General features: G+C 60.0%; 13 protein-coding genes. 11 read left to right on the top strand and 2 right to left on the bottom strand.

Annotated elements, in window-relative coordinates; translation table 11 throughout:
* The first annotated feature begins 125 nt into the window (after positions 1-125).
* The 4 genes from atpA (at position 126) to HMPREF2605_RS06345 (ending at position 4,548) form a co-directional block, all read left to right on the top strand.
* Entirely contained in the window at positions 126-1,751 is a 1,626-nt protein-coding gene (atpA, locus tag HMPREF2605_RS06330) for a F0F1 ATP synthase subunit alpha (protein WP_005506458.1), read from the top strand.
* Between the two features lie 75 nt (positions 1,752-1,826).
* Positions 1,827-2,768 (top strand): F0F1 ATP synthase subunit gamma, encoded by a 942-nt coding sequence (locus HMPREF2605_RS06335; protein ID WP_049340654.1) that lies wholly within the window; start codon positions 1,827-1,829, stop codon positions 2,766-2,768.
* A 56-nt stretch (positions 2,769-2,824) separates the two neighbouring features.
* Positions 2,825-4,288: a F0F1 ATP synthase subunit beta gene (gene atpD / locus HMPREF2605_RS06340; protein WP_005507810.1), complete on the top strand. Its 1,464-nt coding sequence runs from the start codon at positions 2,825-2,827 to the stop codon at positions 4,286-4,288.
* A 2-nt stretch (positions 4,289-4,290) separates the two neighbouring features.
* Positions 4,291-4,548 carry a F0F1 ATP synthase subunit delta/epsilon gene (locus HMPREF2605_RS06345; protein WP_049340652.1) on the top strand — a complete coding sequence of 86 codons (258 nt, stop codon included), beginning with the start codon at positions 4,291-4,293 and terminating at the stop codon, positions 4,546-4,548.
* Positions 4,549-4,809: 261 nt separating this feature from the next.
* Here HMPREF2605_RS06345 and nucS read toward each other — a convergent pair whose 3' ends face one another.
* A complete protein-coding gene (nucS, locus tag HMPREF2605_RS06350) occupies positions 4,810-5,523 on the bottom strand; it encodes an endonuclease NucS (protein ID WP_005506450.1) in 714 nt (237 codons plus the stop codon).
* 247 nt (positions 5,524-5,770) lie between these two features.
* Between nucS and HMPREF2605_RS09300 the strand changes: the two genes are divergently transcribed.
* Complete coding sequence (locus HMPREF2605_RS09300; RefSeq protein WP_080975040.1) at positions 5,771-6,097, top strand: ATP/GTP-binding protein; 327 nt, start codon at positions 5,771-5,773, stop codon at positions 6,095-6,097.
* 84 nt (positions 6,098-6,181) lie between these two features.
* Entirely contained in the window at positions 6,182-7,000 is an 819-nt protein-coding gene (locus HMPREF2605_RS06355; protein WP_049357681.1) for an alpha/beta hydrolase, read from the top strand.
* 181 nt (positions 7,001-7,181) lie between these two features.
* On the opposite strand, the gene HMPREF2605_RS06360 is transcribed toward HMPREF2605_RS06355, so the two are convergent.
* On the bottom strand, positions 7,182-8,468 hold the full coding sequence (locus HMPREF2605_RS06360; RefSeq protein WP_070847428.1) for an AI-2E family transporter: 1,287 nt from the start codon (positions 8,466-8,468) through the stop codon (positions 7,182-7,184).
* Positions 8,469-8,761: 293 nt separating this feature from the next.
* Between HMPREF2605_RS06360 and HMPREF2605_RS06365 the strand changes: the two genes are divergently transcribed.
* The 5 genes from HMPREF2605_RS06365 to HMPREF2605_RS06385 all read left to right on the top strand — a co-directional run bounded on the left by HMPREF2605_RS06365 (position 8,762) and on the right by HMPREF2605_RS06385 (position 15,405).
* Positions 8,762-9,745 carry a tetratricopeptide repeat protein gene (locus HMPREF2605_RS06365; RefSeq protein WP_070847430.1) on the top strand — a complete coding sequence of 328 codons (984 nt, stop codon included), beginning with the start codon at positions 8,762-8,764 and terminating at the stop codon, positions 9,743-9,745.
* A gap of 308 nt (positions 9,746-10,053) precedes the next feature.
* Positions 10,054-11,070 carry an ABC transporter ATP-binding protein gene (locus HMPREF2605_RS06370; RefSeq protein ID WP_070847432.1) on the top strand — a complete coding sequence of 339 codons (1,017 nt, stop codon included), beginning with the start codon at positions 10,054-10,056 and terminating at the stop codon, positions 11,068-11,070.
* On the top strand, positions 11,046-12,722 hold the full coding sequence (locus HMPREF2605_RS06375; RefSeq protein WP_070687940.1) for a transporter: 1,677 nt from the start codon (positions 11,046-11,048) through the stop codon (positions 12,720-12,722). The genes HMPREF2605_RS06370 and HMPREF2605_RS06375 overlap by 25 nt, the downstream gene beginning before the upstream one ends.
* Positions 12,723-13,025: 303 nt before the next feature.
* Positions 13,026-13,325 (top strand): DUF3039 domain-containing protein, encoded by a 300-nt coding sequence (locus tag HMPREF2605_RS06380; protein WP_005506434.1) that lies wholly within the window; start codon positions 13,026-13,028, stop codon positions 13,323-13,325.
* Between the two features lie 292 nt (positions 13,326-13,617).
* Entirely contained in the window at positions 13,618-15,405 is a 1,788-nt protein-coding gene (locus HMPREF2605_RS06385) for a DEAD/DEAH box helicase (protein WP_049354840.1), read from the top strand.
* The last annotated feature ends 167 nt before the right edge of the window (positions 15,406-15,572 follow it).

A 15,572-nucleotide genomic window follows, 5' to 3' on the forward strand; every position in this document is an offset into this window, starting at 1 on the left:
GCGGGTGCGTGGCAGATGCCTCCTTCGCAGAAGCGGCGGCATTGCCCGCCCGTTCAACCCGAATTGCAAGTTTCGGTTGGTTCCGTTGACGGAACGCAACCACAATGAGAGAGCAGGGACACAAGATGGCCGAACTGACCATCAATGCCGAAGATGTCCGTAATGCGCTGAACGAGTTTGCAGCGTCTTACGAACCCGGCAATGCAGAACGTGTTGAGGTGGGTCGAGTTGTATCGGCCTCCGACGGTATCGCTCGTGTCGAGGGCCTTCCCTCGGTTATGGCGAATGAGCTGCTTCGTTTCGAAGACGGCACCCTCGGCCTCGCACAGAACCTGGATACCCGCAATATTGGTGTGATCGTCCTGGGTGACTTCACCGGTATTGAAGAGGGCCAGGTCGTACACCGCACCGGTGAGGTCCTCTCGGTGCCCGTTGGCGACGCGTACCTCGGTCGCGTTGTTGACCCCCTGGGTAACCCGATCGATGACCTGGGCCCCATTGAGGCTGAAGGTCGCCGCGCACTGGAGCTGCAGGCTCCCGGCGTGACCCAGCGTAAGTCGGTTCACGAGCCGCTGCAGACCGGTCTGAAGGCAATCGACTCGATGATTCCGATTGGTCGCGGTCAGCGTCAGCTGATCATTGGTGACCGCCAGACCGGTAAGACCGCTATTGCGATCGACACCATTCTGAACCAGAAGGACAACTGGGCTTCCGGTGACCCCGAGAAGCAGGTTCGATGCATCTACGTGGCTGTTGGCCAGAAGGCATCCACCATTGCAGCTGTCCGCCACACCCTTGAGACTCGCGGCGCGCTGGAGTACACCACCATCGTGGCATCTCCCGCATCTGACGCAGCAGGCTTCAAGTACCTGGCACCCTACACCGGTTCGGCTATCGGCCAGCACTGGATGTACGGTGGCAAGCACGTCCTCATCATCTTCGACGACCTGTCGAAGCAGGCAGAAGCATACCGCGCTGTGTCCCTGCTGCTGCGCCGCCCGCCGGGACGTGAAGCATACCCCGGTGACGTCTTCTACCTGCACTCCCGCCTGCTGGAGCGTTGCGCTAAGCTCTCCGACGACCTCGGCGCAGGTTCGATGACCGGCTTCCCGATCATTGAGACCAAGGCAAACGACGTTTCCGCCTTCATTCCGACCAACGTCATCTCCATTACTGACGGCCAGATCTTCCTGCAGTCCGACCTGTTCAACGCTAACCAGCGTCCGGCAGTCGACGTCGGTATCTCCGTCTCCCGTGTTGGTGGTGCCGCACAGACCAAGGCTATGAAGAAGGTCTCCGGTACCCTGAAGCTGGAGCTGGCACAGTACCGTTCGATGGAAGCGTTCGCAATGTTCGCATCCGACCTGGACGATGCAACCAAGGCACAGCTGACCCGCGGTTCTCGCCTGACCGAGCTGCTGCGTCAGCCGCAGTACACCCCGTACGCAGTTGAAGAGCAGGTTGTCTCCATTTGGGCTGGTACCTCCGGTCACCTCGACGACATCGAGATTTCCGACGTGCTGCGCTTCGAGGAAGGCTTCATCGAGTACCTGCGTCACAAGACCTCGGTACTGACCGATATCGCTTCCTCCGGCAAGCTTGAGGATGACACCGTTGCAGCTCTGAAGTCCGCAGTTGCTGACTTCAAGCAGGGTTTCAAGTCTGAGGGCAGCAGCCACCTCGTCGACGCAGGTCACGAGGAGCACAAGGCAGCTCGCGATAGCGACATCACTCAGGAAACCATCGGTTAGCGATTAGTCCTCGCCTTCTCCCCGCCTCAGCTATGAGGCTGGGGCGGGGCAGAAAGCAAGGAGAAAGGAAGCTCTATGGGAGCCCAGATTAGGGTTTACCGACAGAAGATTGCTTCGACGTCGTCTATGAAGAAGATCTTCAAGGCGATGGAGATGATCGCGACCTCCCGCATTAACAAGGCTCGTAACGCTGCTCAGGCAGCCGGCCCTTACGCGAACGCTCTGACCCGCGTGGTGACTGCGGTTGCGACTCAGCACGGTATTAAGCACCCGCTGATTCACAAGCCGCACGAGTTCGGAACCTACGAACACCGTCGCTCCGCAATCCTGGTTGTTACCAGTGACCGCGGTCTGGCAGGTTCGTACTCCTCCGCTATCCTGCGTCGTACCGAATCTCTGATTGAGAGGCTGCGCTCTAACGGCCAGGAGGTACAGCTGTACCTGGTTGGCCGTAAGGCAAAGGCTTACTTCGAGTTCCGTGAGCGCCCCTACGCCCGTGCGTGGGAGGGGCACACCGATGCACCTCGTGTTGAAACTGCCGTCGAAATTCGTGACGCGCTGCTCGAAGCCTACGACCTGCCCTTCGAAGAGGGCGGCGTGGACGAACTGCACATCGTATACACCGAGTTCAAGTCGATGGTTGTTCAGGAACCCAAGATCCTGCGCCTGCTGCCCATCCACGTGGGTGACGCAAAGGCTATGGGCGAGGAAATCGTTCCCGACCAGGAACTGACCAAGGCTGAGTACGAGCAGGCGGCATCCTTCGAGTTCGAGCCCTCCGCCGAGGAAGTGCTCAACGCGCTGTTGCCGCGCTACATTGCATCGCGTATCTTCTCCTGCCTCCTGCAGGCAGCAGCAAGTGAGCTGGCATCCCGCCAGCGCGCGATGAAGACCGCAGGTGACAACGCTGAGACGCTGATTACCAAGTACACCCGTTTGATGAACAACGCACGTCAGGCGGAAATTACTCAGGAGCTCTCCGAAATCGTGGGCGGCGCAGACGCCCTCGGCTCCTAGTACTTGTACGCCAACGAAGCCATCAACTGTCCAAACTTTCTAAGTAAGTGAGAAATATGACTGCCACCTACAACGAATCGGTCTCCGCACCGACTCAGGGCGCAACGGGTCGTATTGCCCGCGTCATCGGCCCCGTGGTCGACGTCGAGTTCCCCGCCGGTCAGGTCCCCGAGATTTACAACGCTCTGACCACCGAGCTGACCCTCGACGGTCGCACCCGCACCATCACCTTCGAGACCGCACAGCACCTGGGCGACTCGATCGTTCGCGCTATCTCCCTGCAGCAGACTGACGGCCTGGTCCGCGGTCAGGCTGTAGTCGACACCGGCGCACCGATCTCCGTCCCCGTTGGTGACGGCGTGAAGGGCCACATCTTCAACGTTCTCGGTGACGCACTCGACGTGCCGAACTCCGAGATCAAGGCTGACACCTACTGGCCGATCCACCGTGCCGCTCCCGGCTTCGCAGAGCTGGAAGGCTCCACCGAAATGCTGGAGACTGGTATTAAGTCCATCGACCTTCTGACCCCCTACATCAAGGGCGGTAAGATTGGTCTGTTCGGTGGTGCAGGCGTGGGTAAGACCGTGCTGATCCAGGAAATGATTACCCGTGTGGCTCGTAACTTCGGTGGTACCTCCGTGTTCACCGGTGTTGGCGAGCGTACCCGTGAGGGTAACGACCTGTGGGTCGAAATGGAAGAAGCAGGCGTTCTGAAGGACACCGCTCTTGTGTTCGGCCAGATGGATGAGCCCCCGGGAACCCGTCTGCGCGTGGCACTGACCGGTCTGACCATGGCGGAGTACTTCCGCGATGTTCAGAACCAGGACGTGCTGCTGTTCATCGACAACATCTTCCGTTTCACTCAGGCAGGTTCTGAGGTTTCCACCCTGCTGGGCCGCATGCCCTCCGCAGTGGGTTACCAGCCGAACCTGGCGGACGAAATGGGTCTGCTGCAGGAGCGTATTACCTCCACCCGCGGTCACTCCATCACCTCCATGCAGGCAATTTACGTGCCTGCGGATGACTACACCGACCCGGCGCCGGCAACCACCTTCGCGCACCTGGATGCGACCACCGAGCTCTCTCGTGAAATCGCATCGCGCGGTCTGTACCCGGCAATTGACCCGCTGTCCTCCACCTCCCGAATTCTGGACGCACAGTACATCGGTCAGGAGCACTACGACACCGCAATTCGTGTGAAGGCTATTCTGCAGGAAAACAAGGAACTGCAGGACATCATCGCGATTCTGGGTGTGGACGAGCTCTCCGAGGAGCAGAAGATCGTCGTGGCACGTGCACGTCGTATCGAGCAGTTCCTCTCCCAGAACACCTACACTGCAAAGCAGTTCACCGGTGTCGAGGGTTCGACCGTTCCGCTGAAGGACACCATCGAGTCCTTCCAGATGATCTGCAACGGCGATGTCGACCACATCCCCGAGCAGGCGTTCTACAACATTGGTGGTATGGACGACGTTATGCGCCGCTACGAGGAAATCAAGGCACAGACTGGAGCTAAGTAATCATGGCTCTGAAAGTTGAAGTTGTTTCCCGCGAACGCGTCGTGTGGACTGGCGAAGCGAAGTACGTTCGTGCACGCTCCGTCAGCGGTGACCTCGGCATCCTGCCGGGCATGATCCCCACCTGCACGCTGCTGGCACAGGACGGCGAGCTGCTCATTGAACCCGTTGATGGTGAGCCCATTAAGACCATCCTCAACGCAGGTTTCTTGACCGTCTCGAACGATCACGTGACCATCGTTGCAAAGCACGCACAGATCTAAAGCTGGTTCCCCTCAGCGGGAATTAGCCACTGTGTACACCTCGCCGGTGTTCCACCCTGAAAGGGGAGGGGCACCGGCGATTGGTGTATCCGGGGGTAGATTGTTTACGCAGAACGAGAGTGTGCACAGAAAGAACGCGTGCGCCGAAAGAGCGCGGGCAGAAAGATGATGGGCTGAAAAGGGGCGCCTCCCATGGTCGGGAGGCGCCCCTCAAGCTATGTGCAGCTGCTTAGCCTAGAGCCGTTTAGAACAGACGGTCAGCTAGAACAGACGGTCAGCGGAGTCGTCCACGCCGCGCATCGCATCGTAGTCCAGGCTCACGCAGCGGATACCGCGGTCCTCAGCCAGGGTACGTGCCTGCGGCTTAATCGTCTGTGCCGCAAATACGCCGCGCACCGGTGCCAGCAGCGGGTCACGGTTGAGCAACTCCAGGTAACGGGTCAGCTGCTCCACACCGTCAATATCGCCCACACGCTTGAGCTCAACCGCCACGGAGACGCCGTGCGCATCCTTCGCCATGATGTCTACCGGACCGATAGCGGTCGGGTACTCGCGGCGCACCAGCGAATAGCCCTCACCGAGAGTGTGGATCTGCTCTGCGAGCAGACGCTGCAGATCAGCCTCCACACCGTCCTTGATGAGGCCGGGATCAACACCCAGGTCGGTGGCGTGCTCGTGCTCAATCTTGTAGATGCGAATCATGAGGCGGTCATCGCTCTTAGCTGCCTGAACGGTCCACAGCTGCTGAACATCGGACTCTAGGTCCTCACGGATGCTCTGCGGAACGTCCTCACGCTCAGCTACCAGCAGGGAGCAGGGAGGGCTCATCCAGTTCAGGGGCTTGTAGGAACCGCCGTCGGAGTGAATGAGGACGGAGCCGTCATTCTTGACCATCAGCAGGCGGGTAGCGCGGGGCAGGTGGGCGCGGAGGCGGCCCTCATAATCTACGGAGCATTCAGCAATGACAATACGCATCCGTCCACTCTAGCAGGTACGAGTGTTTGGCTCTAGCAGGTGAGGGTATGAGCTAGGGAACCTGAGCTTGGTACAGGTCGCGGTACGGGGGCACAGTAGGGAAGTACGGCACAGTAGGGAGGTGCGGCACAGAGCGGGGGAGTACCGCCTCAGCATGAGTACCACGCCAGTATGAGGAAGAGCGCAGAGCGAACAGCGGCAGGGTAGGTAGATAGAGATAGCTGAGCAGCGCGGTAGAATAGGGCTCATGGCACGTAAGAATCATCCCGGCAGGCGAGTATCCGGCACCACCAGCGATAAGTGGCACCGTCAAGCACCCGCAGGGCGTGATATCAGCAGGATCCTCGACCCTGCACCTCGACTGGAACGTGACCGATACGGTGACTGGCTGGTGCAATACATTCCCGCCGTCAACGCCCAAAAAACCTACACCTGCCCCGAATGCTACCGCTCGATTCCGCCCAGAACAGCGCACCTGGTGGTGTGGCAGGAAAGCCACACGATGGGCCGTAGCCGCGCCATTGATGAGCGCAGGCACTGGCATCAGCATTGCTGGCGCACCCGCCGCAAATAGGCTGAACACTGCACTTAAGGTGCAGCCTAAGACTACATTCTTGACCAAAACCACATTCTCGAATCCATTTCTTGAAGGAACGCAATGAGCAACACCGCCGATATCACCCGCGCGCAGGAATTTGATCCCGCCCGCTACGTCTTCAGCACCGCCGCTGAGCCCACCCCCATTAAGGCACGTACTGTGCTTCCGGCACGCCGTGAGAACTTTACCGTCACCACTGCGGACGGCAAGCGCCTCGTCGGTGAACTCGCCCTGCCCGAAGGCGAAGTCAAGGCAACCCTGGTGACCTTCCACCCGCTACCCACCCACGGCGGCTACATGGACTCGCACGTGTACAAGAAGGCGTCCTTCCGCCTGCCGGCGCTGTCGAACATTGCGGTGCTGCGTTTCAACACTCGCGGCACCTCCTCGATTCGCGGCACCAGCGAAGGCGTCTTTGACGGCGGCTTTGCCGAGAAGAAGGACTTCGACGCAATCCTGAAGTTCGTACGCGAGCGCGCCCTGCCGAACCCCTGGCTGGTCGGCTGGTCCTTCGGCACCGAGCTGGTGCTCAAGTACGCGCCCGAATACGCGAACGAGTTCACCGGCGCTATTCTGCTCTCCCCGCCGCTGCACCGCGTGCACCCGGCTGAGCTGGACGAATGGAACAAGATCTCGAACCCGCTGTACGCGCTGGTGCCCGAGCACGACGACTACCTGCAGCCTCCGGCAGCGCGTGAGCGTTTTGCGGCTGTACCGCGTACTCGGGTGATTCCCTTTGAGGGGTGCAAGCACTTGTGGGTGGGCGAGAAGTCCGTGCAGCAGGTCCTCAACACCGTGGTCAGCATCGTGACCGGTGTACCCACTGAGCTGCCCACCGAATACAATGGCCCGGTGACAGAAGAAATCACTGAGCTCTAAAGGTTTGGCATAAAAACACAGCGTAAAAACACTGCATAAAAATATCAAGGCGGCGGCTTTGGATAGAACATCCAAAGCCGCCGCCTTATGTCTTAAACGCCTGCTCGGTGGAAGAGCCGTGAGCGCGTAGAGAACCTAGAGGGGACTCTACAGCTGGGAGGCGACTACAACTGGGCGGTGACTACAGTTGGTCCTGGCGAGGAATGAACACCTCACGCACCAGAATCAGCATGGAAGCCGCCACCGGAATAGCAATCAGCGCACCCAGCACGCCCCAGAGCGCGCCACCGGCAGCCACAGAAATAATCGCAACACCGGCAGGAACCGAAACAGCGCGAGCCATAATACGCGGAGAAATCAGGTACGCCTCCACCTGCAAGTACAGGAAGTACGCCACCGCAAACCACAGCGCCAGACTCCAACCCTGAGTCAGCAGAATCAGCGAGGTCAAAATCAGCGCAATCACGCCACCAACCAGCGGAATGAACGCCAGAATCATGACCACCAAAGCCATCAACTGCGGGAAGCTGAAGCCCAGAAACAGCATAATAAAGAACGCCACAAAAGCATTCAGAACAGCAACCAGAGCCTGACCCATCACGTAGTTACCCACCGACTCGGTAATCTTGTCGGTAATGTACTTGACGCGCACACGCTTAGACGCCGGCGCCAGACGAACACCCCACGCCTTGATGGTTTCCATCGAAGTGAGGAAGTACAGAGACAGGAACAGCACAATAATCACGCCGGTCACGCTCTGCGCCAGAGTAGAACCCGCAGAAACCAGGCTCGACATGAAGCTATTGACCTGAGACGAAGAGAAAGTCGTTTCCAAGAACTTCGGGATGTTCTCATTCACCCAGGTGCTGATATCAAAGCGCTGATCAAGCTCGTGGTACCAATCAGAATCAATCGTGTTCTGATAGATACCCGGCGCGTACTGAACAAACTTAGACGCCTGCTCGCTAATAATCGGGCCAATGGTCATGACCAGACCGGTCACGGCGCCAGCAAAACCAGCAAGCACAGCAATCACACCGATACCGCGCTTAATGCCCCACGACTCCAGGCGACGCACAATCGGGTCCAGACCCAAAGCAATGAAAATAGCACCGGTCACCCAACCCACCAGGGCACCCACATTATTGAAAATGTAGTAGGCGAAGAGCGCCAAACCAACGCCAACGGTCATGAGGAAGCCGAACGCAACCGGGTTGTGCATCATGGAGGTCTTGCCGTTACCGACCACCTTCGGCGCCGGGGGAGCGTCCTCAGAAGCGGCGGGAACCACCGGAATGGTATCCGTAGGAGGCATAGAAGCGCGGCGGCGGTTGGAACGCACCTGGCTAATGCTTTCGGTCAGCTCGCTGAAGGTCTCCGTTAGCTGATCGGTGAGGGATTCCTTCTTGCGCGGCTCGTGGGACGATGTTGTCTCTTCGTGAGCTGCTGAGGCTTTCTTCTCGCTCATGCTCTTCCTTTCCGGATCATTCCGGGTATTTTTTCTCTACTGTGCCATTCTACCGGCTGGTTTACTTTGTTACGGCGTCCACGGTGAATCCCAAGGACAGGGGAGTGCATGTGGGAGAGGTATCTGCGCGCTGTTCAAGAATTAGTCTAAGCGCTAGTCCCGGCATGAGCTCAGAGCGTAGGCGACAGAGAACGGGCGCTCGCAACGGCGCGTTGTGGAGATAATAGAGGAAGGAACGCGTGAAGGGTCTAGCCCGCACGCAACAATAGATACAGAACGTAAAGGAGCCCAGGATGAGCATTATTTTTGATCCGGCAGACCGCGGCGCATCCCAGAACGCGGCGCAGGGTAATGTCGCACAGGGTGGTGCAGCGCAGGAGATTCCCGCCTCCGTACGCAACGCCATGGAACTGAACCCCAACGCGGCACAGTCTGCTGGCGAACAGGGTGGCGAGCAGACCCCCTCCGCTCCCACCTGGCGCTACGAGGTCAACACCCCTGAAGAGTTCCAGAAGTTCGTTCAGCTCTCCAACCAGGGCGCCGTGATTTTTGCGCTCTACGCGCCGCACTCGCCCTCCTCCCTGCAGATGCTCGAAGGCGTGCAGAAGCTTGTTGATTCCGCCGCAGGCACCATGATTTGCGCCGCCGTGGACGTCACCAAGCTCCCCGAAGCTGCCCAGGCATTCGGCGTGAGCGGCGTGCCCGCGGGCGTTGCCGTTCTGGCGGGCCGCCCGGCACCGATTTACACCGGCCCGGTCAGCGCAGAAGACCTCGGCGATGTGCTCTCCCAGGTTCTGCAGCTCGCGGCACAGTACCAGCTGCCCGGCGGCTTCGACCCGGTCGTTCCCGACGACGAAAAGCCCCTGCCACCCCTGCACGCAGAAGCCGTCGCCGCCCTCGACCGCGGCGACCTGGAGGGCGCCCGCGCCGCATACCGCAAGGCAATCACCGAGAACCCCGGCGATAAGGAAGCGAAGCTCGGCCTGGAACAGGTTGAACTGCTCGCCCGCGTGAAGGACCTGAACATGGCAACCGAACGTGCGGCCGCCGCGGCAGACCCCATGAACATTGAGGCGGCATTCAACGTAGCAGATCTGGATCTGGTGGGCGGCCACGTGGAGGACTCCTACAACCGTCTGCTGCGCCTGTTCAGCGCGGTAGGTCCCGACGATAAGGCGCGTGTGCGCGAGCGCCTCGTGCAGCTCTTCGACGTGGTGGGTGCATCTGACCCGCGCACCGTGAAGGCGCGTGCGGCACTGACCATGGCGCTGTTCTAAAAGGCGCTGTTCTCAAAACAGCTCGCGAAGGGAGCTGAGCCGGTCTAACCGGCTGAAACTTTGAATACGGATGGGCTATCGTCTACCTCTGCACTCGTGCTGCTGGGTGGGCGGTAGCCCGTTTTGCGTCTGCTGTTGAGAGCGGGTTCGGGGTGGGGGAGAGCGACCAGCCCAACCTGACAGATAGCGTGGCTGAACGCTACAAATAGAGCTCCGGAATGTCCATATACTGCATGACAGATGCGTAATATGCCGGTTTTATCGCCAAACCCTATAGACCTTTCTACAAGGGGTGATAGGGTGACAATATGAACACTAGTCATTTTTCCCAGGACCCGAATCCGCAAGAACCAGGTTCACCGCAGAACCCGGTACAAGAGACCAGCCCGGTACAAGAGACCGCAGTAGAGGCAACCCCCGCCGCGGCAGTACCTCAAGCTATAGTCCCCGAATCTGTAGCCCCGGAAGCTGTAAACCCTGAGCCTGCAGCTCCAGAAGCTGTAGTTCCCGCATCGGTAGCACCGCAGCTACCCGTCACCCCGCAGACCGCACCGACCGCTGGCGCCCGCCCCGCCATCGAAATCCGCGGCCTCACCAAGGCATTCGGTCAGAAGGTCGCCGTCGACCGCATCAACCTGGATATCCCCTCCGGATCCTTCTACGGACTGGTCGGCCGCAACGGTGCCGGTAAAACCACCACCATCTCCATGGTCACCGGCATGCTCAAGCCCAACGAAGGCACCGCCTACGTGCGCGGCATCGACATGTGGGCCGACCCGCTCAAAGCCAAGGCACACCTGGGTGTACTGCCCGACGGCGTGCACCTCTTCGACAAGCTCACCGGCGAGCAGCTCATCACCTACTCCGGCTACCTGCACAGAATCGATAAGGAAACCGTCGCCTCCCGCGTTAAGGATCTGCTCGCGGCCATGGACCTGACCGACGCTGCGGGCCGCGCCGTCGCCGACTACTCTGCCGGTATGACCAAGAAGATTGCGCTCGCCGCCGCGCTTGTCCACGCACCCTCCGTGCTGATTCTGGATGAGCCCTTCGAGGCGGTCGATCCGGTTTCTGCCGCCAATATTCAGGACATTCTGCGCGGCTTCGTCGCATCCGGCGGAACTGTCATTATCTCCTCGCACGTGATGGACCTTGTGCAGCGCCTGTGCGACCACGTAGCCGTCATGGACTCCGGCCGTATTCTCGCCGCCGGAACCGTCGACGAAGTACGCGCCGGCGTGAGCCTTGAAGAACGATTTGTGCAGCTGGTCGGTGGCCGCACCTCCTCGGAAGGATTGTCATGGTTGGGCACCTCGTCTCACTAAAGTGGCAGTATGTGCTCGCTTCCTTCCGCCGAAGCATCTGGGCGCTCATCGGCCTGATTTTTGCGGCGCTTTATGCGGGCGGTATGCTCTTCGGCCTCGGCTCCGCATACGTTATCGCTAACTCGGAGGTACCCGAATACGGTCAGCTCGGAACCCTCCTGGTAGGCGCGGTTATTGCGCTCGCCTGGGCTATCGTCCCTATCTTCTTCAGCGGACTGGACGGCACCCTGGACGAGAGCCGATTCGTGCTCTTCCCCATCAAACCCTCCACCCTGCAGAAGGGCCAGTTCCTCGGCGGGTTCGTGGGTATCCCCGGCATTGCCAGCATCATTGCCGTGCTGCTGGGCGCGATCGCGTTTATATCGCAGCCGCTCGCGCTGGTCGTGTACCTCATCTGCTGCGTGCTCGGCCTTGCGAACCTCATGGTGTGGGCGCGCCTCGCTAACCGCCTGGGCATGGCGCTGAACGATAACCCGCGCATCGCCAATACCCTGATGATCGTTGCCATGCTACTGATGATGAGCGCCGGCTTTATCTTCGGTGGAACGATAACCTACCTGACCAAGCACTGGGAAGAGGTGCTGCCCTACCTGCCGTGGCTCAGCGTGACCCCCTTCGGCTCCGCGTTTGCGGTGCCCTACTTTATGGCGAGCGGCAATATGGGCGCCGCCCTTGGCTGCCTGGCTCTGACCCTCGTCTACCTGGTCGGCGGTTGGTGGCTGTGGGGTAAGAACCTGGCACGCTCCATGGCGAATGTGGGCGGTAGCGCCCACCACGCCAGCGCTGCCGAAGTCGCTGCAGGCGATTTGGGCCTGTTTGCACGGTTCCCCGCAACCCCGCGTGGCGCCGTGGCAGCACGAACCCTGCACTCATTCATGAAAGACAACCGTCTGCAGTTGCTAACCGTAAGCACCGCCATGCTTTACCTGATACTGACGGTGGGCATGCCGCTGTTCCTGAGCTCTGTAGGGTCCGTTAAAACTCATGTTGATTTTAATGGCATCAACGCGGCTGAAGCCAACCAGATTATCAATAGCGGCGTCATGCAGCTCTTCGGATTCTGGATGTACTTCTGCACCGTTTTCACCGGCTACTACATGTGCTACCTCGTCTCATACGACAACACTGCATTCAGCCTGCACGTACTCTCTCCGCTGCGCGGTATTGATGACCGCATCGGCCGTCTTTGGGGTTACAGCATCCTGATGGTTCCGATCGTAGTGGTGATGGTGTTCGTCGCCTCAGCGGTAAATGGGCACCTGGAGCTCTTCCCCATTGTGCTGATGCACCAGCTGGGCGTGCTCGCCGCAGCGGCTGGCATGGGCAGCGTGATGGACACCTTCATTAGTCCGCCCGTGGCGCCTCCCGGGGCTAACCCGTTCAAGAACCCGAAGAACAATGAGGGCTTCGCTAAGCAGCTACTGCTGATGCTCACCATTATTTTGGTGATGCTCAGCGCACTACCCGGCGGTATCTCCGTTATCGTGTATATTTTCAGCACGCAGGATATGCTGACCCTCGTCTTCGGCGGCTTGATTCAGCTGCTGATTGGTGCCGCACTGCTCGTGGGCGGCGTGGCGTGGGGCGGTCACCGCTACGACAAGGTCAGCTCCAAGATGCTGGAACGCGTGGCACGTTTCCAAGCGAACTAACAAGAGTTGAAGCTCCAGCACATCAGGAATAAACGAGAGGGGTTCCGTGTTAGGTACTACGCCTGGCGCGGAACCCCTTTTCTATGCTTCTATGCCGCCCGAAATTCTAGCCTCGAACTTCTGACGGAAAGAAGCTCACCGCAATACCTAAGAGCCTATGGTTGAGCTGTGGCCTGCCTCCATATTGACCGCCCGGGGGCTCGGCACCTCCCAACTGCTACTAAAATAGAGAAGGCGCCAATCACCCAACCGTGCAGCGGCACCCCTCACCCTATGTATCCCACCTCATCATCAAGGAGAAACATGAGCTCGATCGAAGGCATCGAAGACCCCTTTGGCCCCGGAACCGCAGGCGGCACCGCCCTGCTCGAACGCGAAGAAACCCAGCTTTCTGAGCCCGGCGACCACGAGCGCTTCTCCCACTACGTACGCAAGGAAAAGATTCTCGAATCGGCGCTGACCGGTGAACCCGTACGCGCCCTCTGCGGCAAAATGTGGGTACCCGGCCGCGACCCGCAGAAGTTCCCCGTCTGCCCCCAGTGCAAGGAAATCTACGAAGGCCTTGCACCCGGCAACGACGGCGACAACGGCTCCGGCGAATAATACGCGCCAGGCGACACGCTTCAGACAACACAACCTGGGCGATACAACCTGGGCGATACAACCTGGGCGATACGCCTGAATAAATACGAATAAATAGCACGCCGCAACAGCGAGACTCAACGGCCCAACACCGCTTATGAGACTTTGCTGACGAGCACCAAATTCTTGCACCACAGCCCGGCCCAACCCGCGGATGTGGTGCTAGAATTTAACCTCGCTGTGCCCGGCGGGCATCAGCCGTCCCGAGCCTAACCCGCCGCAACAGCAGAGGCAGACGAGGAAGAAGGAGAGAATGAGCGCACCCGCAGAGGAACCCACCCTATTCGACAGTATGGTGAAGCCGAAGCTCTCCCCGGCATACCCCGACCGCGCCCCCTGGGGTACTTCCGTCAGCCTGCGCGCCTGGCAGGCAGAAGCCATGCAGAAGTACTTCGAAACCAACCCCCGCGACTTCATGGCAGTTGCAACCCCCGGCGCGGGTAAAACCACTTTCGCGCTGACCCTCGCGAAGGAACTATTCAACCGCGGCACGGTCCGCCAGCTTATTGTGGTGGCGCCCACCGACCATCTGAAAAAGCAGTGGGCAGACGCCGCCGCGAAGGTCGGCATTCCCATTGACCCGAACTTCAAGAACGCGGATGTGACCATCAGCCGCCACTACAAGGGCGTGGCGCTGACCTACGCGCAGGTGGCGAATAAGCCGCAGCTACACGCCCGCAACACTGAGGCGACGAAGACCCTCGTTATTTTTGACGAGATTCACCACGCCGGCGACTCCCTCTCCTGGGGCGACGGTCTGCGTGAAGCGTTTGATGACGCGACCCGCCGCGTGGCGCTGACCGGTACCCCGTTCCGTTCGGATACCTCCCCGATTCCGTTCGTCACCTACGAGGTCGATAACGACGGTATTCGCCGCTCCAAGGCAGACTACTCGTACGGTTACGGTCCCGCGCTTAAGGACCACGTGGTGCGCCCCGTCATCTTCATGGCGTACTCGGGCCAGATGCGTTGGCGCACCTCCGCTGGTGAGGAAATGGCGGCAAACCTGGGTGAGGGCTTCACGAAGGATATTACCTCCCAGGCGTGGCGAACCGCCCTCGACCCTAACGGCGAGTGGATTCCGACCGTGCTCGCGGCAGCCGACAAGCGTCTGACCGAGGTGCGCCGCACCGTGCCCGACGCCGGTGCGCTCGTCATCGCCACCGACCATGCGGATGCCAAGGCCTACGCCGAGCAGCTGCAGAAAATTACCGGCGAATACCCCGCTGTGATCCTCTCGGACGATCGCGAAGCCTCCGCGAAAATTGATGAGTTCCGTGAGGGCATGCAGCGGTGGATGGTCGCCGTGCGCATGGTGTCCGAGGGCGTGGACGTGCCCCGCCTCGCCGTGGGCGTGTACGCCACCAGCACCAGCACCCCGCTGTTCTTCGCGCAGGCTATCGGACGTTTCGTGCGTGCCCGCAAGCGCGGCGAAACCGCATCCGTGTTCCTGCCCTCGGTGCCGCAGCTGATGATGCTGGCCAACGATATGGAAGTCGAGCGCGACCACGCCCTCGACCGCGGCGCACCCCAAGAAATCGACCCCATGGTCGAGGGTCTGGACGACCACCTGATTGAGGAAGCGAACCGCGAGGAGCGCGCCTCCGAGCAGTTGGCACGCGGCAAGTTCGAGGCGCTCGGCTCCGAGGCGTCCTTCCACGGCGTGCTGTTTGACGGTGCCGAGTTCGCCTCCGGCAACCTCGCCGTGGGTAGCGAGGAGGAGCAGGACTTCCTGGGTATTCCGGGGCTGCTGGACGCCGAGCAGGTCGGTACGCTGCTGCGCGCGCATCAGCGTGAACACGCGGCACGCCGCCCCGCAACCGCGGCACCATCGGTGGTGGATCACCGTCAGCTGAAGGAGTTGCGCAATAAGCTGGCGAAGAATGTGGCGGCGTGGTCGATTCGTTCGGGTCAGCCGCACGGCGTGATTCACAATGAGCTGCGTAAGATTTGTGGCGGCCCGGCGGTCGCGCAGGCTTCGGCTGAGCAGATTCAGGCGCGTATCGATAAGCTGTCGGACTGGTTCGTGGGTCGACGCTAGAACGTGAATAGAACGTAACGGAGGGAAAAGCCCCGCGAGTGTGTGCGCTCGCGGGGCTTCTGTGCGTGGAGGAAAGCTGTACCTCTTTGAGTGATTTTTACCTGAAGGTTTTCTCAGGTGCTTAAAAGCACATACGCGGGGAAATAAGTTGGATAGATAGTGGGAAT

It is taken from the genome of Rothia sp. HMSC065C03, from assembly GCF_001837295.1.
Classification (GTDB): domain Bacteria; phylum Actinomycetota; class Actinomycetes; order Actinomycetales; family Micrococcaceae; genus Rothia.